Source organism: Nitrosomonas sp. Is35 (assembly GCF_033063295.1).
Lineage (GTDB): Bacteria > Pseudomonadota > Gammaproteobacteria > Burkholderiales > Nitrosomonadaceae > Nitrosomonas.
This window is the reverse complement of the sequence record NZ_JAWJZH010000001.1, coordinates 208,805-229,803: the sequence shown is the minus strand read 5'-3', so window position 1 is coordinate 229,803 and position 20,999 is coordinate 208,805. Positions and strand designations below refer to the sequence as shown.

The window sequence follows — 20,999 nt, the reverse complement described above, 5'->3', positions numbered from 1 at the left end:
ACCTCTCAATCTCGTTTATTCAGCTGCTCGCCGTTGCAACACATTGGACAACTCTTCCATGAAACTCTCAAAACGCGTCGCCAGTTGATCCGTTCTGCTGGCATAGCGGTTGTAAGCAACCACCGCCGGGATGGCGGCAAATAATCCCATCGCCGTGGCGATCAGCGCTTCGGCAATCCCCGGCGCGACATGGGCGATGGTCGCCTGGGTAACACTCGATAAACTGCGGAAGGAATTCATAATGCCCCATACGGTACCAAACAGTCCGATGTAAGGGCTGACCGATCCGACGGTCGCCAGAAACGACAGATGCGATTCCAGATAATCCATTTCCCGTTGATAGGTAGCGCGCATGGCCCGGCGTGTGCTTTCCATCACCGCGTCGAGATCGGAACCGGCGGGGTGCTTGGTGAATTCGCCGAAACCGGCGGCAAAAATGCGCTCCAAGCTGCCCGATTCATAACGCGAACTGATGATGCGCTGATGCAGTGCATTCAAGTCGACACCGCGCCAGAAAATATCCTCGAAATCATCGGTTTTCTTGATTTCGTAGCGAATGACGAATAATTTCCGAAAAATAAACCACCACGATGAAAGCGAAATCAAGACCAGAATCAGCATCACCAGTTGCACCAGCACGCTGGCACTGGTGATCAGATGAAGAAACGACATATCTTGTGTTACTGATGTACTCATGCGACTTTCCCAATTTTCTCACGTAATGGCGCAGGAATACGCACCAGCTTAAGCGTATCCGCACCGACACAAACCACCTGAATCGTGGCACTCACTAGTTTGACATGATTGCATATTATTTCCTGAAATAATGCAATCCGGCTTCTACCGACCTCTGTCACCGCAACCGTTACACTCAACAAATCATCCAGGATAGCTGGTTTCAAATATTCAACCTCAAGCGAACGTACCATGAACAGTATGTTGTGCACTTCAACCATGGAGTGCACATTGAATCCCAGCGCCCTGAGCCACTCATAGCGCGCCCGTTCCATGAAGTTCAGGTAGTTTGAGTGATAGACGACCCCGCCTGCATCGGTATCCTGGTAGTAAACTCGAACGGGCAGCGAAAAATTATCGTTTAGCATGACTTCAATACCAGCATGGCAATGATACCGCAACCAGCGCCATCGCTATGCAGCAAAAACACCGGTTGACAAATAGCGATCGCCCCGGTCGCATACAATGAATACGATCACTGCGTTTTCAACCGTAGCGGATACGCGCAAGGCCGCGACCAATGCGCCGCCGGATGAAATACCGGCAAAAATGCCTTCTTCACGCGCCAACCGGCGCGTCATCTCTTCCGCTTCAGGTTGAGACACGTAAATCATGTCATCCACTTGTTTGGTATCGAAAATTTTCGGTAAATATGCCGGTGACCATTTGCGGATACCGGGAATCTGCGCCCCCTCTTCGGGCTGCACACCGATCACTTTAACCGGCGTCGCTTGCTCTTTAAAAAACCGCGAGCAGCCCATGATCGTTCCGGTGGTTCCCATACTACTGACAAAATGGGTGATTTTCCCTTGGGTATCGCGCCAAATCTCCGGCGCCGTGCTTTCATAGTGCGCTAGCGGATTATCCGGATTGGCAAATTGATCGAGAATGATTCCTTGTCCTTCATCGCGCATCTTTTCGGCCAAATCGCGCGCTTGCTCCATGCCGCCGCTTTTCGGCGTCAGAATGATTTCCGCACCGTAGGCGCTCATCGATTGGCGCCGCTCGATACTGAGGTTTTCCGGCATGACCAGCACCATGCGATAGCCCATCATGGCGGCAGCCATCGCCAGCGCGATGCCGGTATTGCCACTGGTGGCCTCGATCAGGGTATCGCCCGGTTTAATTTCACCGCGCTTCTGTGCATGCGAAATCATCGATAGTGCCGGCCGGTCTTTTACCGATCCAGCCGGATTATTGCCTTCAAGTTTGGCGAGAATAACATTACGGGTTGTGCCAGGCAGGTGCTTGAGTCTTACTAAAGGCGTATTGCCAACAAAATTCTCAATCGTTTTATACATGAACTTAGACTTTATAACGAATGCTCGAGATTATCGCACAAGCAACCGGCATTGAAACAATGTTATTACGCAAATAAAAACCCCCTCCGAATTTCTCCGGAGAGGGTTTTTTAATCTACCGCCGGAACATTACTCCTGCTTAGCTGGCGCTTCCACGCTTTTTTCGCCTTCGACGGTAACCGCATCACGCAATTGCTTGAGTGTTCCCGCACCAATTCCGCTCACTTTTGCCAAATCATCAACGGAAGCAAAAGCACCGCTTTTTTCGCGATACTCAATGATCGCTTTTGCTTTAGCGGGGCCAATCCCTTGCAGGGACTCAAGCTCAGCTTGCGAAGCGGTATTGATGTTGACAGCCGCGAACGTGGTGCCAGTAACCAGGAAAAACAAAGTCATTATTAAAAATAATTGCTTCATGCACTCTCCTTATCAAAACAAAAACAAATACTAATGCGCAAGTAAAAAAACGCTTCAGTTTTTGCGGATTAAAAAAACCTGCATACATAAGCTGCTATGTAGGCAGGTTTAAGTGATATCGGATTGGGCTAAAATTAATTTAGCGAGTATGTGAACTTTCAAGCACTTGCGAGAAAAATAACAATTCCTTCATCAAGCCGGTCAAGCATTACGGAAGCGCGAGTGCTTAACGATCAGAATCGTAACGAGTGGCAAAACAAAACCGATAATCGTGACAGTAATCAATAAATGCCCCAGCTCGCTGTAATCGGCCGGAACCGTGATCTGGCCAGTTGCCATATCTTTCACTTCGCGCTTCACTTCATAAATCTGGTTGAGATACTTGGTGCCCAGTTGCGAAGCCGACAACGCCAGGTTAGTAAACGAAGCCATCACGGCAAAAAAAGTGGCTTTGAGTTTTTCCGGTGCGGAATTGGCAATCCACGCGAGCATCGGAATCATGGCAATTTGCCCCAGCGGTGACTCCAACGCGGTATCGACCAGTGCAATAAAACGCGCATCGACAATGCCGCCCGTGACCGCCGCCGTCCATTCGTGCAGACCAAAGTACATACCGACGATCGGCAGTGACAGGAAGCTGCTCACGATGGTGAGAAAAGCGATGATATACGCGATTGAGCGCTCCGCCATGAAACGGCGGAAAATGAACATGCCAAACAGCGTCAACACCGCACCAATCAGCGATAAAACCGCCAGAAATTGCTGATCGAACCCCAATTCATCGATCATCCACCAAGTAGAACCTGCGCCGGGACTGGGAATCGCGCGGAATATGAAAATCATCACGGCGGTTCCAACCAGCACATTGCGCGCATCGGGCTCGAGTTCTCCAGTCAATCGCCACATCAGAAACACGATAATCGCCATGGAAATGGCAAACACGATCTCCTCCCCGCCGGATACACCACTGACACCAACGCCCAGCGACATGACGGTAAAAACCAATCCGCCGCCAAGAATCCACCAGTTGATTGCGGGCGGTTCCGAATGCATACCGAGTAATTTATCCACTTCCTGCCGGTTATACCCTTGCGCCTGAAAGCGCTTGCGTTCACGCCGCTGTAACCAAGCCGCAAAAACAACCCCGAAAATGGAAACCGCCGGAATGATTAAAGCCAACTCGTAAACCAACAGATACAACGCATCCTTTTCCACTTCCGGTAATGATGCTGCATCGCGCAGTAAAACAACGTTGGCAACGGATACCAGCACACCGCCGCCAATGATGGCGACACGCCCCAAAGTCTGCATGGTGACGTGCATCAGTTTGCGTTTTTCCGCATCCAATTTATTGCCGTTCTCGTCGACGCGCGGCACCGCTTCAACGGTCATCGCATCGGCAACCACATCCTGCAACACATAGCCGACCGGTGCCAGCAAAGCGGATAACACATACCAGGTTTCAACCGGCGCCAGCGCGGCCATGGCTTCGGTGTGCCCGAGCAGGCCGATCATGATAATCAGGCTCAGCATGATCAAGCTGGCGCCCAGATACACCAGCAACCCTTTCCAGCGCCACACTAAATCGACCAGATGACCCAGCGGCATCTTGAGCGCCCACGGCAACATCATCCAGAATCCGAGCGCCGCCAGGAATTCGGCGGAAAGGCCGAGCTTTTCCTTGACGTAAAATGTGCCCACAATCCCCGTTAAGCCGGAAATACCGGCGGCAACGTACACCATCAACGGCGGCAGGTAAGACAAGCGCATTTCCCGCCCGAGCGCCAGAATATTGGCGCTAAACCACTGCGCGATGATGGATAAGAATCCGTTAGCAGGTAATAGATTTTTCATAAATTTTAATTGGCATCATCACATTAGAATGCTGGCATGCGGTTACTTCTGTTTAGGGCGCACGCCTACTTTGATCGGAATCGATTTTTCCTGCTTGTTGCGGATGACCGTAACCGTCACGGTTTCACCCGGCGCCAGCGCGGCCACCACATTCAGCATCTCGGAAGAATTCTTGAGCGCTTTGCCCGCTATCGCAACCAAAATATCGCCCGCCTTGATGCCAGCCTTGTCCGCCGGACCATCTTTCAGCACGCTGGCGATCAATGCACCACCCGGTTCTTCAAGACCGAACGATTCCGCCAGCTCCTGCGTCATGTCTTGCATACTGACGCCCAGCCAGCCGCGAGTCACACCGCCGGTTTGCACAATTTGTTCCATGATCTGTCTGGCAATATGCACCGGAATCGCGAAGCCGATACCCAACGAGCCGCCGCTGCGGGAATAGATCGCTGTATTGATACCGATCAAATTGCCCGATGTATCGGTCAGCGCGCCGCCGGAATTACCGGGATTGATCGCGGCATCGGTTTGAATGAAATCTTCAAAGGTATTGATACCAACCCGGCTTCTGCTCAGCGCGCTGACAATGCCCATGGTAACACTTTGTCCGACACCGAAAGGATTGCCGACCGCCAGCACCACATCGCCAATCTTAACTTGTTGCGATTGCCCGAATGTGATCACCGGCAAATCCTTCAGATCGGTTTTCAGTACCGCCAGGTCGGTTTCCGGATCGGAACCGATCAATTTGGCCTTGGCTTTTCTGCCGTCGAGCAGAGCGATTTCAACTTCATCCGCGGCTTCGACCACATGATGGTTGGTTAGGATATAACCGTTAGCGCTGACGATCACGCCGGAACCCAGGCTCGATGTGCGCTTCGGCCTGGATTCGAATTGCTCGCCAAAAAACCGCCGCAATGCGGGATCGTCCAGCAAAGGATGCGATGGTTCCTTGGTTTCTTTGCTAGTAAAAATATTCACCACCGACGGCATAGCAACTTCCGCCGCTCTGGAATAACTGTCCGGCCTATCCGCTTCAACCGCTGGTGCGGCTTCTCGGATGGTCACGATTTCTCCGCGCGGTTTCAACGGCAGCAACTCCGGCCGTAGCGTGGAAATCACAAAAAAAATAGCCAGCAAAACTGCCGCCGTTTGTGCAAAAATCAACCAGAGTCTGTACATCAAAGTTCGTTACTCCAAAATTAAAATAGCCGCAGAAATGAATTGATTGCGGTGTAGTATATGCACCAAGGAGAAAAATCAATGCATCGAGATGAACTGGAAAATCATCTGAACCAACTACTGGACATATCCCGTTTTCATGATTATTGCCCAAATGGCCTGCAAGTGGAAGGGCGTGACAGCATTCATGTCATGATCAGCGGCGTTACCGCCTCGCTCGATCTGCTGCAAGCCGCTGCCGCCGCGAAAGCGGATGCCATTCTCGTGCATCACGGCTATTTCTGGCGCGGCGAGGATATGCGCATCACCGGCATGAAAAGCCGCCGCATTGCGCTGCTGATGCAGCAGCACATCAATTTGTTCGCTTACCATCTGCCGTTGGATGTGCATCCGCATTTAGGGAACAATGCCATCCTAGGGAAAAAACTGGGATTGATCGAAACAGGCCGGTTTGGCGAACAGGACATCGCCGCTCAGGGAGAATTAGCGCAAGCCACAACTTTAAGCGCATTGGCCGAGAAAATATCCCGCACGCTGTTACGCAAGCCGATGATCATCGGCGATCCTGACAAGCCTATCCGGCAGATTGCATGGTGTACCGGCGCCGCGCAAGGTTATTTCGATGCCGCCATTCAGTTGGGTGTGGATGCCTATATTACCGGCGAGATCTCGGAGCAGAACGTGCATGCCGCGCGTGAATCCGGTGTTGCATTTATCGCCGCAGGGCATCATGCGACCGAGCGGTACGGTGTGCAAGCGGTGGGCGATCACATCGCGCAGAAATTCGGCATCCAGCATCAGTTTATCGATATTGAAAATCCGGTGTAACCCAGCCACAGCCTGGCGGTATCTATATCACAGCAGCCGCGGCAAACCTGAAGGAAGGGTTGTCATCTATTGATCCTTGCTGTCATCATCCTGCTTCTTTCTGCCTGAAAACATGGTCCACCAGATGACAAACAAAAACAAACCCAGCGCCACTGCCGCCTCGACTACAAGCCACCACCAATTCATAATGTAAGTTACGCTCAAGTTAAAATCAGACCGTTACTCTAACCAAAATCCGATGAAAAACCAATTAAGTTTTATTATTGCCGTTTCATACCTGCTGCTCACCGCTTGCGCTACCGGAACCATCAGCCCCACGCTGCCGCCCAGCGAACCGGCGGAAACCGTTGCACCGCCGCCAGCGGAAAAACCCCTGACAAAATCGGTTCACAAACGCGTTCAGTGGTCTGCGTTGACCGGCTGGAAACACGACGATCTGCAACCGGCGTGGCAAGCATTCCAAAAAAGCTGCACGGCTTTAAGCAAGCAACCAGCTTGGAAGGAAACTTGCCGGATGGCTGTAGCACTGAAAAAAACCGATAACACCGCGTTGAGAAACTTTTTTGAAACTTATTTCACGCCGTATCAAGTCATCAATACCGATAACACCGAAGAAGGATTGATCACCGGCTACTATGAGCCCCTGCTGAAAGGCAGCCGGAAGCCCTCCAACCGTTACCGCTACCCGGTGTATGCCGCGCCGAATGATTTACTGACGATCGAGCTGGGCACAGCGTATCCGGAATTGAAAGACCTGCGTTTGCGCGGCCGTCTGAATGGACGCAAAATCGTCCCTTATCACAGCCGGGCGGACATCATGAATAATCCGAAATTGCTGAATGGCTACGAGCTTTTGTGGGTGGAAGACGAAGTTGAATTGTTCTTTCTGCACATACAAGGCTCCGGACGGATCGTGCTCGATAACGGGGAAACGATGAAAATCGGCTTCGCCGATCAAAATGGCCACCCGTATAACTCGATCGGCAAACTTCTGGTCGAGCGCGGCGAATTGCCGCTGGAAAAAGCCTCCATGCAAGGTATCAAACAATGGGGGCAGCAAAACCCTAAAAAACTACCCGAACTGTTGCAGCAAAACGCCCGCTACGTATTTTTCCGCGAGCTGCCATCCGACTTATCCGGACCGATCGGCGCTTTGGGCGTGCCGTTGACCGCTGGGCGCAGCATCGCGATCGATCCGCAGTCGATCCCGCAAGGCGCACCGGTATTTCTGTCAACCACTTGGCCCAACAGCAACAAGCCGCTAAACCGGCTGATGGTGGCGCAGGATGTCGGCAGCGCTATCAAGGGCGGCATTCGTGCGGATTTCTTCTGGGGATTTGGTCATGAAGCCGGCAATCAGGCAGGAAAAATGAAACAGCGCGGAAAAATGTGGCTGTTGATGCCGCGCGACGCTAAACCGCCCGCACTTTCACGGCAATAAAAAAAGCTTGCCGGATTTCCCCGGCAAGCTTTTTTAAAACCGTTTGTTTGGAATTTATTTGCTTTTGCTCGCGTTTTCCAGCTTTTCCTCGATGGTCGCAGCGGGAATCATCCCGCCGACAATCGAGCCATCGGCAAAAATCAACGTCGGTGTACCCGTTACTTTATTCTCATGGCCTGATTTCACCAATGCATCCAGCGGTGTGTCGCACTCTGAACTGGATGGCGCAACGCCTTTCAGCATAAAGTCATCCCAGGCTTTGATTTGATCCTTCGAACACCAGATCTTTTTCGACAATTCCATCGACCCTTTCAATACCGGATACAGCAATGTATAGATCGTGACATTGTTGATGCTCAGCAACTCTTTTTCCAATTGTTTGCAATACGGGCAGTTGGGATCGGTAAAAACAGCCATTTTGCGTTTGCCATCGCCTTTGACGATTTTGATGGCATGCTGCAATGGCAGTGATTCCAATGGCACACGCCGCGCCGCTTTGATTTCCTGGATGCGCTCGTTCGTCATGCTCACCCGGGTTTTGGGATTGATCACATGACCGAAGAAGAAATAGTCCGCTTTATCATCGGTATAAAACACTTCATCGCCGACAACCACTTCATACAAACCCAAGTAAGGTGTTTTTTTCAAGCTATCGATAGTGCTCCCGGCAAAATGCGGTTGAATGGCCTTCCTTAATGCTTCTTCATCGGCCCAGGCGGATCCGGAGAAAAAACTGATTACCAGAATTGAGATGAAAAGCTTTAAGCGCGTGGCCATAATGACTCCAGTGTTAGAAAATAAAATTTAATTCAATGCGTGCTGCATCAAGCGATTCTTGATCAGCGGCAAGTGGTTGGTGATCTCCAGCCCGAGATTGCGCAGGCGCGCCAAGGTCGGATTGGAATTATTGAATAGTTTCTGCAAGCCGTCGGTGACCAGTTCCAGCGCCAGAATATCTTCCTTGCGCGCCAGCTCGTAACGCCGCAGCAACATAAAATCGCCGCAATCCGTCCGCATCCCGCGCGCACTGAGAATCGCCGCAAGCTCACGGGTATCGCGCAATCCCAGATTGACGCCCTGCCCGGCCAGCGGATGAATACCGTGCGCTGCATCGCCGATCAGCACTAGCCGCGGTTTGATCAGTTTATCCACATGCACAAAATTCAACGGGAAACCCACGGGTGGGGTAATCAACTGCAATTTACCCAACGTATGCGAAGAAGCTTCTTCCACACGGCGGCACAACTCATCTTCGGGCAAATTACGCAGAAATTCCGCGTGATCCTCGGTCGTCGACCACACCATCGACACCCGCTTATCGGGCAGCGGCAACAACGCCAGCACACCGTCGCGCCGGAACCATTGATGGGCAATCTGGCGATGCGACCGTTCCGTGCTAAAGTTGGCGACCACACCGATCTGGTTATATGCATGGCGCGACACGTCAATCTCCGCTTGCTTGCGCACCCACGAATTCACACCGTCCGCACCTACCACCAAAGCGGCTTCAAGCTGGCTGCCATCGTCCAGTTGCACCTCGACATGCGATTCCTGCCAGGTAATCGCAGTGCATTTCGCCGGACAAAAAATGTGCAGATTTTCATTCAAGGATTTGAGCACTTCCCAAACTGCCGTTTGCAGTTGGCGGTTCTCAGCGATAAATGCCAGCTCCGGTATACCGATTTCGTATGCGCTGAAGTTAACATGCGCGGCATTGTCATCGCCAAACACCGCCATCTCATAAACCGGCGCCAGGCGCTCGGCCTCCATCAACTGCCACACACCTAATTCCTGCAGAAAAGCCCCGCTGCCCGGACTGATCGCATACACCCGGCTATCCCAGCTGTCATCCTGCGGCAACGGCGGTGTTTCGTGCGGCTCTATCAGCGCGATCTTCAAGCCGCTATCCTTCAGCGCAGCCACCAGGCTTGCTCCTACCAGTCCGCCACCGATTACGATCATATCGAATTTCATGGAATTGATTATACAGCCGCTTTGTTATGGACGGGTAACACAAACTTCAACTTCATGATAAGCGTGCATTTCCTGTACTGCGCAGACTCATCGTCCACTCGCTTTAAACCACCGGCCAACATCACCCAACCCCCTGAAAGAACGCATAAACCCTTGTCAAGTCACATTCTTGATCTTGACAAGCCCACCCCTCAAAGGCACAATGCTGCCCTTGCGTTTTAGCATATGGCGAATTAGCTCAGTGGTTAGAGCAGCGGAATCATAATCCGTTGGTCCGGGGTTCAAATCCCTGATTCGCCACCACCTCAAAGCTCCACACCGCTTCAAAAAATCAGCAGCGCTTCAATGGGTTTAAGCGGCGGCAACATCAGTCATCGGGCAATAATAAGTCTCAAATGGATGATGATTTTTCCAGCGATAGGCTTCAAAGTCACGCGTATCAGTGGAAAAGATACGTCCATGCCCTAGCGCCTCAGTTCAGCTATGTAACGTTTATAATTTACCGAACCATCTTCCGGTCCATGACCGATTCCCGCCAGTTTAACCAGCAGCCCTCTGTTTTTCCTTCACGCTTAATTCCGCTTGCTCATACATCAAGTCAATGGCCTGTTAGTAGATCGAAGAGCCGAAGCCAGGACGCGACTCTTCAAGCTCAACGTATCAACGCCGCCCTTGCGTTCTAGCACATGGCAAATTAGCTCAGTGGTAAGCAGCGAAGTCATAATCCGTTGACTCGGTGTTCAAACCCCTGATTCCCATCTGACACACCAAGTTGAGCGAAGAAATTACCCCCTTCGATTCGAACCGCCTGATCTTCCAGGCCGCGGTCGATTAGCCCTTTAATTCTGCTTCTATTTTTGAGACCAGGCACTACCGAGGTCGACAATCTTTTGGAAATATAATCATGAAATACAATCGTGCCGCCGCACTTAAATTGATGGCAATTAAGGATTAAAGAATCAGAAGAGAAAATCTGGCAGCGGGATCCAATGCACGCTTGCGCGCCCCTGAACTATACGTCCGAAACGAACCGCTATGAAAGCGATACTAACGCAATCAATCACTTTGATCAATTCAAGGAACTGATAAACACTTAGAACCTGCTATCTGAATAGGTCAGTGGAAGAAAGCGGACTTAACAATAAGCAATTTAACTATGCTGCAAGCGTAATGTTTCAATCCTCGCCCGGCTTTGGGGCCGGGCGCTATCTGGCGGGAATTACTCAATTTTCCGGCGATCATGGCTTAGCTATGGCCAATGCAAACGACTCCTCCGCCGCTTTGCTGTGTTGCGCTTGTCGCAGCAGAATATTATGACTGACTGCGCCATCCAACCAAGCCTTGAATCGCCCGTTACCATCGAGCAACACCAAACCGATGCCATCGTCGGCGCAGCGGTGCATTAGCGCCGGAGAAATCATGATGTTGCCAAAGCAAACGAGCGTGCCCAAATGATGCAACGGCACTTGAAGTTTTTTTGCCGTTCTACATCGATGCGTACGGTATCGTTTTCCAAATGTGCGTAGGGATTGGGCATCATAATGTAAAGCGTGTTGAGGATTTGGTACATTTTGTATTACAATTCGTGTAGCACTTTATAACATGCCGAGGAATACAGCATGACCACACTCAATATCCGGCTGACCGGGCAGATTGAACAGCGGCTTTCGGAAGAAGCGGAACGCGAAAATAAAACCCGTTCCGAAATCGCTCGCGATGCATTGAACTGGTATTTATTGGAGATCGAGAAAAAACGTTTCATGGATCAACTCCTGGAAGAAGCCCGCACAGCGTACTCAAACGAAAGTATCCGGCAAGAAGCACAAGCCATTGCCGAGGAATTTTTACCGATTGAAAATGAAATGCTGGAGAATGTTGAGGGCCGTATATCCGGCGATCTATCGCAGACGGAATCTCCCGGGAAATGGTGGAAGTAATCCGCCGTGGCGAGATCTGGACCGCCAACCTGAATCCGCCGCGCGGGCAGGAAATCGGCAAAATCCGTCCGGTTTTGGTTTTTCAGGACAATGCGCTGACTGCGATCGGCGCACCGATGGTCATCATCTTGCCACTGACAACACAGGTTTATCCCGCTTTCAAACAATGGCGCATTACCGTTACCGCTCGCCACCGCCTGCTGAAGGACTGTCAGATCGTTGTCGATCAACCGCGAACCTTGGATCGTTCCCGATTCGGAGAAGGGCCTTTGGCGACACTCAGCGAAGAGGAAATGATTTCCGTTGAGCGAGCCTTTCTCGGTATATGCGGCATGTTTCACTATGCGATCTGTTCGCGGCAAGAGCGATAACAACCCGGAGTATTCATGACTTGCCAAATTGATCATTGACCTGCTTCTTCAAACACCATGAACTTGGTTGCGATTTACCTTCCCACGGGTGTGAGGAATACTCGTTCGACAGGAACACCACATTGATATGATTCGGTTCATCCCCACGGGCGTGGGGAACACAATCACGTTGACATGCTCGCGTGGGAGATTTACGGTTCATCCCCACGGGCGTGGGGAACACGTTACAACCGGAACGACAGCAGACCCGCCAGCAGGTTCATCCCCACGGGCGTGGGGAACACAATCACGTTGACATGCTCGCGTGGGAGATTTACGGTTCATCCCCACGGGCGTGGGGAACACGTTACAACCGGAACGACAGCAGACCCGCCAGCAGGTTCATCCCCACGGGCGTGGGGAACACCTTATAAGTCGCTCCGTAAATCTCTCGGCTATCGGTTCATCCCCACGGGCGTGGGGAACACAGGAATAACGCTAGGCACACCAAACAGGTTTTCGGTTCATCCCCACGGGCGTGGGGAACACCAGATAAATCGCGCGCCTGGATTGATGCGATTCGGTTCATCCCCACGGGCGTGGGGAACACTTTAAGCGGGGATCAAAACCACCTGAAACCCGCGGTTCATCCCCACGGGCGTGGGGAACACCCATTGCTATAAGTTCAGTTACTTTTCTCATGCGGTTCATCCCCACGGGCGTGGGGAACACTGCCAATATTTGAGCAATACCGGCAAGAATTGCGGTTCATCCCCACGGGCGTGGGGAACACAAGTCTTCGCATCGCACTAAACCGCATGAATTCGGTTCATCCCCACGGGCGTGGGGAACACCCTGTCCCTGTCCCTGTCCCTGTCCCTTGCGATCGGTTCATCCCCACGGGCGTGGGGAACACTGTTTAATATGTCCATCGCAGTATTTGCGTAACGGTTCATCCCCACGGGCGTGGGGAACACCGGATAACTTCCAGAAGAACCACTAAAATCAACGGTTCATCCCCACGGGCGTGGGGAACACTTGGCTTGGCCGGATTCGGTCAGGGTATCGGTCGGTTCATCCCCACGGGCGTGGGGAACACCGAAGTCAATTTGCTGATTGAATCGTTTACGCCGGTTCATCCCCACGGGCGTGGGGAACACATCTTGGCGCATCGGTTGGATATGCGAAGCAGCGGTTCATCCCCACGGGCGTGGGGAACACCCATCACGGCGTTAAGGTTGATAAAATTATTACGGTTCATCCCCACGGGCGTGGGGAACACAAGCTTGGTGAAATCACCACGGTTTGCCGTGGCGGTTCATCCCCACGGGCGTGGGGAACACTCAACGATTGCAACACCAGTGGAGACAAATCGCGGTTCATCCCCACGGGCGTGGGGAACACTTATCGTTAATCTCGACGCGGATCATGGTTCACGGTTCATCCCCACGGGCGTGGGGAACACCGCCCCTGTGATACCCTCAAACAGTATCCACTCGGTTCATCCCCACGGGCGTGGGGAACACGAGGAAGGGTGCTGTTTGGGCAAGTGCTGGAGCGGTTCATCCCCACGGGCGTGGGGAACACAAAATGCTGGCCTGTTTTATGACATTGTCGCTCGGTTCATCCCCACGGGCGTGGGGAACACGTGAAGGGCTGCCGGTATCTGGCGCACCCAGGCGGTTCATCCCCACGGGCGTGGGGAACACTTATCAAGGCGGATTTGCAAGAAATGAAAATCCGGTTCATCCCCACGGGCGTGGGGAACACCAGTTCAATCGTGTGCTCCATGATTCGAGCGGCGGTTCATCCCCACGGGCGTGGGGAACACTCTTCGGCTTTAAGCGTATCCATTACGGTTGTCGGTTCATCCCCACGGGCGTGGGGAACACTTACAAAGCCACAGGCAATCTGGTGGAGTTTCCCGGTTCATCCCCACGGGCGTGGGGAACACATATTAATTAATTAATTAATTATTGGTTATATCGGTTCATCCCCACGGGCGTGGGGAACACTCACTAAAGCCATTCAGATTTGATTCAAAATCCGGTTCATCCCCACGGGCGTGGGGAACACTACGGAAGAAGTTACTGGCGCATAGGCTAGTTGCGGTTCATCCCCACGGGCGTGGGGAACACCCATTTATACAGCCAGAAACTTATGAATACAGCGGTTCATCCCCACGGGCGTGGGGAACACTTCTAATGGAATTAGAGCTTGAGTGCGGGCACCGGTTCATCCCCACGGGCGTGGGGAACACTTTTTGTCTGGCTCATACAGAAATGGTGGAACCGGTTCATCCCCACGGGCGTGGGGAACACTTCTTAATTCTCTATAAGCGTTAATACTCATCCGGTTCATCCCCACGGGCGTGGGGAACACATAACGGATAATGCCACATATAACGATATAGCCGGTTCATCCCCACGGGCGTGGGGAACACAATATTCACATTCCGGCATTAGTTCAATCGTTCGGTTCATCCCCACGGGCGTGGGGAACACAAATGGGCAAAACATTTCCCCATTTAGTATACCGGTTCATCCCCACGGGCGTGGGGAACACATGGGCCGCATCAGTTCCTACGTGCCGCCTGACGGTTCATCCCCACGGGCGTGGGGAACACGTTGATTTACCTGGTGCTGGTATCGCAACCAATCGGTTCATCCCCACGGGCGTGGGGAACACTTCGACCGCAGCCAGTTCACAGATTTTCACGGCGGTTCATCCCCACGGGCGTGGGGAACACGCCATCGGTAACAAGCTGGTATTGGTCAAAATCGGTTCATCCCCACGGGCGTGGGGAACACGTTATCCGCATAAAGCAGGATATCGTCCAACGCGGTTCATCCCCACGGGCGTGGGGAACACCACAAAGAAATTCATAGAGTATCGGTTACGGACGGTTCATCCCCACGGGCGTGGGGAACACATGATAATCAAGCAACATTTCAAAAACATGATCGGTTCATCCCCACGGGCGTGGGGAACACGCGCTACTTTTAATTCACTAAAACCATTAACGCGGTTCATCCCCACGGGCGTGGGGAACACCTTGTCGCTGGAAAAGCCGGGATTCTTTCTTACGGTTCATCCCCACGGGCGTGGGGAACACTTGATTTACCTGGTGCTGGTATCGCAACCAATCGGTTCATCCCCACGGGCGTGGGGAACACTAAAAAAATAAAAAACATTGCTGACACTTTACCGGTTCATCCCCACGGGCGTGGGGAACACCTTCTTTGACTTCTCTCTATACTGTTCAATTTCGGTTCATCCCCACGGGCGTGGGGAACACTTTTCCATGGGCATTTGAGGTCACTGCAAATTCGGTTCATCCCCACGGGCGTGGGGAACACGGCGATACGCTGGTAATAAGGTAGGTATAGAACGGTTCATCCCCACGGGCGTGGGGAACACCACCCGGGTTGCTAGAAACTCCGCCCACAGGTCGGTTCATCCCCACGGGCGTGGGGAACACATTTATTGCTCACTTCTAAAAGTAATTCCTGCCGGTTCATCCCCACGGGCGTGGGGAACACCTCTTATGAAAAACTTGATCATTGTTTCTTTCCGGTTCATCCCCACGGGCGTGGGGAACACCGGCGTTCCTGATGTGTCTCGCCAATACATATCGGTTCATCCCCACGGGCGTGGGGAACACTTGAACAAGAGCAGTAGAAGTCGTAGTAATGCCGGTTCATCCCCACGGGCGTGGGGAACACACTGGGGAAAGAACAACGATGAAGTCCTCGTTCGGTTCATCCCCACGGGCGTGGGGAACACGTCACACTTCCCGCGCAACGCCGTTATTATTTCGGTTCATCCCCACGGGCGTGGGGAACACTCTTTAGAGTTTTCTCGTTCATTTGTTTAGCTCCGGTTCATCCCCACGGGCGTGGGGAACACGACATGGTCGGCAATACACAAGCCGCAATAGACGGTTCATCCCCACGGGCGTGGGGAACACTTTGTTTTTGTTGAATCAATAGAAGCATTATACGGTTCATCCCCACGGGCGTGGGGAACACAACAGTCGGCCTATTGTTTTCGCCCAAAAGGACGGTTCATCCCCACGGGCGTGGGGAACACGCGTAATGTCCAACCTGCACCGCGTAACCCGGCGGTTCATCCCCACGGGCGTGGGGAACACATTGAATTAGCAACGAAGGATCACGCTTTTTCGCGGTTCATCCCCACGGGCGTGGGGAACACATCTGTCTGTTGGCGTATCGCTCCCAGTTTGACGGTTCATCCCCACGGGCGTGGGGAACACGTCGTAGGCTAGGTTCGCGCCTACCAGTGTTCCGGTTCATCCCCACGGGCGTGGGGAACACGGGTGCCACAATCAACACAAAATCAATCCAGCCGGTTCATCCCCACGGGCGTGGGGAACACACTTCTTCTATCTCGCTGAAATATCAGCGATAAAAGGAGTGCCTGAATTCTACCAAATTTTTAAGGAGCGTTTTCCTTTTCTTCAGGTAAAAACGAAACCAGTTTTGCGCCGTCAATTTCGGTCGGAATTCTTCGATTAGTGCCGAGTGTTACAAAATCAAAACCCGCTTCGTTATTGGTACGCCATGCCATCACGGCGTTGCCATCTTCAAGCCCTTGCTCAACTTGATCCCAAATGTAAGTGCGTACTTTAGCCGAGTAGTTTCCAACATAAACACCTGCGCGAATTTCCAGCAACCAGATTGCCAGACGCCCGCGCAACCGGGGTGGTGCGTTTTCAAGCACGATGACCAGCATCGCCTAGATTCTCAGGATTCGGTATGGCTGGCTGCACGGCATCATTAGGTGCAGCAGGTGGGGAAATCTCACCGGCGGACAACATTTCCTCAATACCCGGTATGATTCTTTCGAGTAGCTTGCTTTCACGGAATATGTCCCGGCACGCAAGCCTTACTTGCTGCTCCGGATTGCCTGGGTGTTTTGCAGCAATTTTGAATGCCAGCGGAACAACGGTTTCAAATTTATAAATATCCGCCACATCGTAAACAAAAGACAGTGGCTTTCCGGTATGAATAAAACCTACCGCAGGCGCGTAACCGGCAGCCAGCACCGCCGCTTCCGTCACTCCATAAAGGCAGGCCGTCGCCGAGCTCAAGCAGCGATTGGCGATATCTCCTTTATCCCAATCTCCGGTATCGTAATTTCGGGCTTTCCATTCCACGCCATACTTTTTTGCGATTAACTTATACGTTTCTCGTACCCGTGCGCCTTCGATTCCCCGCAATTGCTCAACGCTGCGGCGAGCCGGCGGTTCCTCACCGAAACGCATGGCATACATTTTGCGCACCACTTTCAGACGCAACGTTTCATCCAAAGCCAGCTTGGCCTGATATAGCAACCGATCGGCACGCGCACCACCCGGTTGACCGGAAGAATAAAGCCGCACACCTGCTTCACCAATCCATACCAATAAAGTACCCACGCGGGCTGCCAGCGCTGCTGCCGCATGCGAGACTCTCGTGCCTGGTTCAAGCATCAAACAAGCAACACCGCCCACCGGAACATGTGTGCGCACGCCCGTTTTATCCACAACGACAAATGCACCGTCGAGCACATCCAGATGACCTTTCTCGATAAAGAGAATCGACAAACGCTCTTTCATGGCAATGGGTTTAAGCGGCGGTAACATCAGTCATCGGGCAACAGCAAATTCTGGAATGGATAATGATTCTTCCAGCGATAGGTTTTGAAGTCTCGCACATCAGTAGAAAGAATTTCACCGTGCCCTAATTCTTCTGCAAGCAAAACTAAAGATGCATCAGCCAAATCCATGGGCAAATCTTCGTATTGTTTAATTAATTGGCGAATTCGGATTAAATGTAAAGTTTGCAGATCAAAAACCTCGATATAACCCGTTTCTAAAACCGAAATAAATCGTAATTGACTGGAAACGCCCAGGCGTTTACCCAATAAATAACTGGTTTCAGTGATGACAGGCCAGGTAGTTATCAAAACTTCTTCCAGCTTTTGCATTCTTTCTACAGCCATTGCATGAAACCGATCATTAGCGTTAAAGAATGCAAGCCAAAATCCAGTGTCACTTAATACCATGCTTCTCTTTCCAGTCCTGATCGAGATATTTTTTATAATTAACCGATAGATCTTCCGGGCCTTTAGCTGTACCCGCCAACATTTCTATTAACTTCCAGTTTTTTTCCTTTGCACTTAATTCCGCTTGCTCATACATCAAGTCAATAGCCTGTTTAATGACATCCGTGGTATTAAGCTGCATTCTCTGCTGAATGACTTTGATTTTTTGCTCATAGCTGTCATCAATCCGTACCGTTATTCTCATCATTCACTCCTCGTCTGACAATTTGTCGGACAGACTATAACATTGTGTACTGGCGATGGGAAGAAAACTGTAGTTAGTCAAAATATTATCTGTCAGACTCAGTCCATCAATAATGCGCATTTTTGAGTAAATTTATAATCTGCGAACCAATAATAAGCCGCAACCGAAGGCTTTGGCATGGCCAATTCCGCTTAGCAATGTTTTGCGAAATGCTAATGCGTTAGTTATCTCCAGTTCTCCTGCGAAATCAACTGTTGAGAAGCGAATATTTTTACACCCACCTCGATGTTGCGTGTAACCATCGATTCGAACAGATTTTTCTGTATGTGCGCCGCGTTCGCGATCATGTAACTCACGAGTCAGCAAATGAAATCCTGCTTGCTCCGCACGTTGCTCCAACCAATCCAAGCATCTTTCTTGTACTAACTCATATAATGCCGGTTTTGCTTCATCTGTGTTCTTCCAATCGGACCAACGATTCAGGCCACGTTCTCCTAACAAGCGTTTTTTCTCATGCATCACCACGTCAGCACGACGTGATATGCCGTTTACTTTATGCACTAAAACTGGATTGGCTCTTAATTCGAAAGATAGGTACTGCCCTTCTTGTAACTGTGGATTGTAATCGCGGCTTTGCACTTGCCAAGCATCGAAAAATGATTGTGGCTTACGTGCAGATACTACGTAGAAACCTGGCATATGATCTTCACCATCACGTCGGCGAAATAAAAAATCCCGCTCAGTGCCTGGTTCTGCCTTTAAGAACTGCCACAACCACTGGTGATCACCGTAAGGACCTTTTGCCCATTGCATGGCAGCGTCTCGTTCTGCGCCGGGTGAGGGAGTAATAAGACTGAAATACATGTTATTGCTCTCCTTGCGATGCTAAAGCAATGTATTCGATACGATCGCCAAATTGCCAATGTTCCCGCGATAACAAACGATCCTTGCGCACAACTTCCAAATCGTGAGTCATACCGGATTCAATCCCCTCACCCCAGACGATGCGCTCAAATGCGGAGACTGTTTCGCCGCTACGCTCAGCAAGTTTCTGGCGGTAATCATGCAAAGCGGTCTGCGCATTGTCTGCCGGAATGATCTGCGGATTGAGCGGTAATGCCGGTGGGCAGGCTTTACGCCCAAGATAAAGAGTGAAGCGGGGTTTTGCGAGTGCCTGCGCTAGATCGTTTAATGTATGAGGCGCACCGTCACGCATCTGGATCGCAACCAGACTTGCCGCATCCTGCCGGTAGTCGCGAGTGGAAAGGATGGTATTGAGATCGTTCTTAGGTAAGTTAAACTCGTCTCGCCGGGTGTAGTGAGGGCGATTTTTTAACGCAACTCGCCCTGGTACTTGCGCTGTGTGGTAATCGCGGAGTAATCGACCTGAAGCCAGTACACCGATAGCAAAGCCATAACCCTTACACAAAGCAGCGTGTGAGTCTTCTTCCCGGCGTATCCCCAGTGCTGCTGCCAGCAGTCCTAATAAAGCGGACTCACTGGGATAGTTTGCGGTAGGTCGGAATTCGCCAACCGCAGTTTCACCCCAAGCAGAGAGCGGCGCCTGTAACTGAAAGACCAGATAGTCCATGGTCGTCATTCCGTCACAAACTTCACTAACTCATGCAAGTTACCTTCGCCCGTTTCCACATTGAACTGGTAACGGCTATCGGAACAAGCTCCATAAACGGCATCAAAATTCTTGTAACGCTTGGTCAACTCGTTGACTGCGCGTTCCAGCATATCGCCGCCCGTTACTGGTTTGAGAAATGCCTGCGCCAGCGAACGTGGTTGCTGATCTCCTTTCTCAGCCAATGCATAGGCGGCATAAGCGCGCGAGGCAAAACTGTTTTGCTTGCCGGTTGGTGAAACTTTGGTAGCCGCGTGCACCAGTGCTTGCAGTGTTTTAGCAGTCAATGCAGCATCGTTACCCAGATTTTCAAGCAACAGTTCTCGATTGATACACAAATAGAGATAGAAAACCCCGGCACCAAAACCGGCTTCGCCAATGTGGCCGGCTCCTACATCTTCTTCACCGCGATTAAGATCGTCGACTGCGCTGAAGTAGTCATCTTCCACCGCTACCTTGTGGATGGTAATGGCATGGGCTACTTGAACGGCGGCTTCAACATTGAAGGCGGGCGACGATGCCAGCATGCGGCCAAACATGGCAATATCCGCTGCTTGACGAGGTTTCCTCAGCAGCTTCAAATCTTCTTCTGTTGGATTTTCACCCGATACTGACAACTTATCCATCAGTATTTCTATGGCAGCCTGCTCTTCGGGACCAAAGTGTGCCAACTGCTCAATGTGCAAGTCCTGGTTATTTTCAGTTTTTTTGTCAGATTTTAATTTGCCAAACTGACCGACAATTAGCTTTGCCCATTCACGAGCTTTCTTTTCCGATACTTCCTTCTTCAAAAACATATCATAAATTTTTTCACCCATTTCCTTGGTTCTAATACCGATATGCCCTTGAAGTGTACTTTCAAATACATCCGATGTCCGCCATGCGCGCTTAAGGCTTTGGGACGAAATTCTTAATCGATTGGCATCGCCAATCATGGCGGTTTTGGGTCGCCCTGTATCGTCCCGGTTGAGATTCGAAGGTGGATAGCTGACAAGCAGGTGAAGCTGAACAAAACGCGACATTGCATTCTCCATTAT

Annotated in this window: 21 protein-coding genes, 1 tRNA gene and 1 CRISPR repeat array; of the genes, 5 read left to right on the top strand and 17 right to left on the bottom strand. The window is 51.4% G+C overall.

Annotated features, from left to right (window positions below; all coding sequences use genetic code 11):
- Window positions 1–15 precede the first annotated feature (15 nt).
- From tolQ to R2083_RS01075, 6 genes are all read right to left on the bottom strand, one after another.
- Window positions 16–696 carry a protein TolQ gene (gene tolQ, locus R2083_RS01100; protein ID WP_317529720.1) on the bottom strand — a complete coding sequence of 227 codons (681 nt, stop codon included), beginning with the start codon at window positions 694–696 and terminating at the stop codon, window positions 16–18.
- Window positions 693–1,103, bottom strand: a complete 411-nt coding sequence (ybgC, locus tag R2083_RS01095; protein ID WP_317537236.1) for a tol-pal system-associated acyl-CoA thioesterase — start codon at window positions 1,101–1,103, stop codon at window positions 693–695. Before ybgC ends, tolQ begins: the two co-directional genes overlap by 4 nt.
- Window positions 1,104–1,148: 45 nt before the next feature.
- Entirely contained in the window at window positions 1,149–2,036 is an 888-nt protein-coding gene (cysM, locus tag R2083_RS01090; protein WP_317529718.1) for a cysteine synthase CysM, read from the bottom strand.
- Between the two features lie 129 nt (window positions 2,037–2,165).
- Window positions 2,166–2,453: a ComEA family DNA-binding protein gene (locus tag R2083_RS01085; protein WP_317537235.1), complete on the bottom strand. Its 288-nt coding sequence runs from the start codon at window positions 2,451–2,453 to the stop codon at window positions 2,166–2,168.
- Window positions 2,454–2,654: 201 nt separating this feature from the next.
- Window positions 2,655–4,307 carry a hypothetical protein gene (locus tag R2083_RS01080; RefSeq protein WP_317537234.1) on the bottom strand — a complete coding sequence of 551 codons (1,653 nt, stop codon included), beginning with the start codon at window positions 4,305–4,307 and terminating at the stop codon, window positions 2,655–2,657.
- A 42-nt stretch (window positions 4,308–4,349) separates the two neighbouring features.
- Window positions 4,350–5,489, bottom strand: coding sequence for a Do family serine endopeptidase (locus R2083_RS01075; protein ID WP_317529715.1), 1,140 nt, complete (start codon window positions 5,487–5,489; stop codon window positions 4,350–4,352).
- An 81-nt stretch (window positions 5,490–5,570) separates the two neighbouring features.
- On the opposite strand from R2083_RS01075, the gene R2083_RS01070 reads away from it, so the two are divergent.
- Window positions 5,571–6,317, top strand: a complete 747-nt coding sequence (locus tag R2083_RS01070) for a Nif3-like dinuclear metal center hexameric protein (RefSeq protein ID WP_317537233.1) — start codon at window positions 5,571–5,573, stop codon at window positions 6,315–6,317.
- Window positions 6,318–6,383: 66 nt separating this feature from the next.
- Here R2083_RS01070 and R2083_RS01065 read toward each other — a convergent pair whose 3' ends face one another.
- Window positions 6,384–6,521 (bottom strand): hypothetical protein, encoded by a 138-nt coding sequence (locus R2083_RS01065; protein ID WP_317537232.1) that lies wholly within the window; start codon window positions 6,519–6,521, stop codon window positions 6,384–6,386.
- A 34-nt stretch (window positions 6,522–6,555) separates the two neighbouring features.
- Here R2083_RS01065 and R2083_RS01060 point away from each other — a divergent pair, with 34 nt between their 5' ends.
- Window positions 6,556–7,758, top strand: coding sequence for a murein transglycosylase A (locus tag R2083_RS01060; RefSeq protein ID WP_317537231.1), 1,203 nt, complete (start codon window positions 6,556–6,558; stop codon window positions 7,756–7,758).
- A 54-nt stretch (window positions 7,759–7,812) separates the two neighbouring features.
- Here R2083_RS01060 and R2083_RS01055 read toward each other — a convergent pair whose 3' ends face one another.
- Both R2083_RS01055 and R2083_RS01050 read right to left on the bottom strand, forming a co-directional pair.
- The gene (locus tag R2083_RS01055) at window positions 7,813–8,535 is read right to left on the bottom strand and encodes a DsbC family protein (RefSeq protein WP_317537230.1); all 723 of its coding nucleotides are present in this window, start codon (window positions 8,533–8,535) and stop codon (window positions 7,813–7,815) included.
- Between the two features lie 27 nt (window positions 8,536–8,562).
- On the bottom strand, window positions 8,563–9,732 hold the full coding sequence (locus R2083_RS01050; protein WP_317537229.1) for a UbiH/UbiF family hydroxylase: 1,170 nt from the start codon (window positions 9,730–9,732) through the stop codon (window positions 8,563–8,565).
- Between the two features lie 227 nt (window positions 9,733–9,959).
- On the opposite strand from R2083_RS01050, the gene R2083_RS01045 reads away from it, so the two are divergent.
- A tRNA-Met gene (locus R2083_RS01045) sits at window positions 9,960–10,035 on the top strand.
- Window positions 10,036–10,970: 935 nt separating this feature from the next.
- On the opposite strand, the gene R2083_RS01040 is transcribed toward R2083_RS01045, so the two are convergent.
- On the bottom strand, window positions 10,971–11,198 hold the full coding sequence (locus R2083_RS01040; protein ID WP_317537228.1) for a CRISPR-associated endonuclease Cas1: 228 nt from the start codon (window positions 11,196–11,198) through the stop codon (window positions 10,971–10,973).
- A 153-nt stretch (window positions 11,199–11,351) separates the two neighbouring features.
- On the opposite strand from R2083_RS01040, the gene R2083_RS01035 reads away from it, so the two are divergent.
- Window positions 11,352–11,669: a hypothetical protein gene (locus R2083_RS01035; protein ID WP_317529710.1), complete on the top strand. Its 318-nt coding sequence runs from the start codon at window positions 11,352–11,354 to the stop codon at window positions 11,667–11,669.
- Window positions 11,657–12,040, top strand: a complete 384-nt coding sequence (locus R2083_RS01030) for a type II toxin-antitoxin system PemK/MazF family toxin (protein WP_317537227.1) — start codon at window positions 11,657–11,659, stop codon at window positions 12,038–12,040. The genes R2083_RS01035 and R2083_RS01030 overlap by 13 nt, the downstream gene beginning before the upstream one ends.
- Window positions 12,041–12,173: 133 nt before the next feature.
- Window positions 12,174–16,417: direct repeats of the CRISPR family, unit length 29 nt; unit sequence CGGTTCATCCCCACGGGCGTGGGGAACAC.
- Window positions 16,418–16,477: 60 nt separating this feature from the next.
- Here the strand turns inward: R2083_RS01030 and cas2e are convergent.
- From cas2e to cas7e, 7 genes are all read right to left on the bottom strand, one after another.
- Entirely contained in the window at window positions 16,478–16,774 is a 297-nt protein-coding gene (cas2e, locus tag R2083_RS01025; protein ID WP_317537226.1) for a type I-E CRISPR-associated endoribonuclease Cas2e, read from the bottom strand.
- Entirely contained in the window at window positions 16,755–17,666 is a 912-nt protein-coding gene (gene cas1e, locus R2083_RS01020) for a type I-E CRISPR-associated endonuclease Cas1e (RefSeq protein WP_317537225.1), read from the bottom strand. Before cas1e ends, cas2e begins: the two co-directional genes overlap by 20 nt.
- Complete coding sequence (locus R2083_RS01015) at window positions 17,666–18,088, bottom strand: type II toxin-antitoxin system VapC family toxin (RefSeq protein WP_317537224.1); 423 nt, start codon at window positions 18,086–18,088, stop codon at window positions 17,666–17,668. Before R2083_RS01015 ends, cas1e begins: the two co-directional genes overlap by 1 nt.
- Window positions 18,075–18,335 carry a hypothetical protein gene (locus R2083_RS01010; protein ID WP_317537223.1) on the bottom strand — a complete coding sequence of 87 codons (261 nt, stop codon included), beginning with the start codon at window positions 18,333–18,335 and terminating at the stop codon, window positions 18,075–18,077. The genes R2083_RS01015 and R2083_RS01010 overlap by 14 nt, the downstream gene beginning before the upstream one ends.
- Before the next feature lie 129 nt (window positions 18,336–18,464).
- On the bottom strand, window positions 18,465–19,196 hold the full coding sequence (cas6e, locus tag R2083_RS01005; protein ID WP_317537222.1) for a type I-E CRISPR-associated protein Cas6/Cse3/CasE: 732 nt from the start codon (window positions 19,194–19,196) through the stop codon (window positions 18,465–18,467).
- Between the two features lies 1 nt (window position 19,197).
- Complete coding sequence (gene cas5e, locus R2083_RS01000; protein ID WP_317537221.1) at window positions 19,198–19,923, bottom strand: type I-E CRISPR-associated protein Cas5/CasD; 726 nt, start codon at window positions 19,921–19,923, stop codon at window positions 19,198–19,200.
- Between the two features lie 5 nt (window positions 19,924–19,928).
- Complete coding sequence (cas7e, locus tag R2083_RS00995) at window positions 19,929–20,984, bottom strand: type I-E CRISPR-associated protein Cas7/Cse4/CasC (RefSeq protein WP_317537220.1); 1,056 nt, start codon at window positions 20,982–20,984, stop codon at window positions 19,929–19,931.
- Window positions 20,985–20,999: the final 15 nt, after the last annotated feature.

Bases quoted from the DNA above. Each gene is read 5' to 3' on its own strand.
- tolQ (WP_317529720.1), bottom strand. From the start codon at position 696: ATGAGTACATCAGTAACACAAGATATGTCGTTTCTTCATCTGATCACC.
- ybgC (WP_317537236.1), bottom strand. From the start codon at position 1,103: ATGCTAAACGATAATTTTTCGCTGCCCGTTCGAGTTTACTACCAGGAT.
- cysM (WP_317529718.1), bottom strand. From the start codon at position 2,036: ATGTATAAAACGATTGAGAATTTTGTTGGCAATACGCCTTTAGTAAGA.
- R2083_RS01085 (WP_317537235.1), bottom strand. From the start codon at position 2,453: ATGAAGCAATTATTTTTAATAATGACTTTGTTTTTCCTGGTTACTGGC.
- R2083_RS01080 (WP_317537234.1), bottom strand. From the start codon at position 4,307: ATGAAAAATCTATTACCTGCTAACGGATTCTTATCCATCATCGCGCAG.
- R2083_RS01075 (WP_317529715.1), bottom strand. From the start codon at position 5,489: ATGTACAGACTCTGGTTGATTTTTGCACAAACGGCGGCAGTTTTGCTG.
- R2083_RS01070 (WP_317537233.1), top strand. From the start codon at position 5,571: ATGCATCGAGATGAACTGGAAAATCATCTGAACCAACTACTGGACATA.
- R2083_RS01060 (WP_317537231.1), top strand. From the start codon at position 6,556: ATGAAAAACCAATTAAGTTTTATTATTGCCGTTTCATACCTGCTGCTC.
- R2083_RS01055 (WP_317537230.1), bottom strand. From the start codon at position 8,535: ATGGCCACGCGCTTAAAGCTTTTCATCTCAATTCTGGTAATCAGTTTT.
- R2083_RS01050 (WP_317537229.1), bottom strand. From the start codon at position 9,732: ATGAAATTCGATATGATCGTAATCGGTGGCGGACTGGTAGGAGCAAGC.
- R2083_RS01035 (WP_317529710.1), top strand. From the start codon at position 11,352: ATGACCACACTCAATATCCGGCTGACCGGGCAGATTGAACAGCGGCTT.
- R2083_RS01030 (WP_317537227.1), top strand. From the start codon at position 11,657: ATGGTGGAAGTAATCCGCCGTGGCGAGATCTGGACCGCCAACCTGAAT.
- cas2e (WP_317537226.1), bottom strand. From the start codon at position 16,774: ATGCTGGTCATCGTGCTTGAAAACGCACCACCCCGGTTGCGCGGGCGT.
- cas1e (WP_317537225.1), bottom strand. From the start codon at position 17,666: ATGTTACCGCCGCTTAAACCCATTGCCATGAAAGAGCGTTTGTCGATT.
- R2083_RS01015 (WP_317537224.1), bottom strand. From the start codon at position 18,088: ATGGTATTAAGTGACACTGGATTTTGGCTTGCATTCTTTAACGCTAAT.
- R2083_RS01010 (WP_317537223.1), bottom strand. From the start codon at position 18,335: ATGATGAGAATAACGGTACGGATTGATGACAGCTATGAGCAAAAAATC.
- cas6e (WP_317537222.1), bottom strand. From the start codon at position 19,196: ATGTATTTCAGTCTTATTACTCCCTCACCCGGCGCAGAACGAGACGCT.
- cas5e (WP_317537221.1), bottom strand. From the start codon at position 19,923: ATGGACTATCTGGTCTTTCAGTTACAGGCGCCGCTCTCTGCTTGGGGT.
- cas7e (WP_317537220.1), bottom strand. From the start codon at position 20,984: ATGTCGCGTTTTGTTCAGCTTCACCTGCTTGTCAGCTATCCACCTTCG.